Here is a 221-nt window from a genome sequence, read left to right as displayed (position 1 = left end):
TTCACCGTTGATACCAGTGCGGTGACGGTCACTATCGATAAAGCGGTAGATGATGTGCCGAGTCCAGGTGAGCCTGCTGATACCACCAAAGACATCAATGATGGTGAAAAAACCAATGACAATACGCCACTGATTGTGGGCAGCGCGAAGGTCGGCGCCGAAGTTACCTTGGAAGTGAACGGTAAAAAATACGGTCCTGTCACAGCTGATGGTAGCGGCGA

1 protein-coding gene is annotated in these 221 nt (G+C 51.1%); it reads left to right on the top strand.

Annotated elements, in window-relative coordinates; genetic code table 11:
* On the top strand, window positions 1–221 hold a 221-nt coding region (locus tag Q1A08_RS21440), incomplete at both ends, for a hypothetical protein (protein ID WP_299776437.1).

It is taken from the genome of uncultured Pseudoteredinibacter sp., assembly GCF_947500695.1.
Lineage (GTDB): Bacteria > Pseudomonadota > Gammaproteobacteria > Pseudomonadales > Cellvibrionaceae > Pseudoteredinibacter.
Note: the sequence above shows the minus strand (reverse complement) of the source record. Positions and strands in the feature narration are given on the sequence as shown.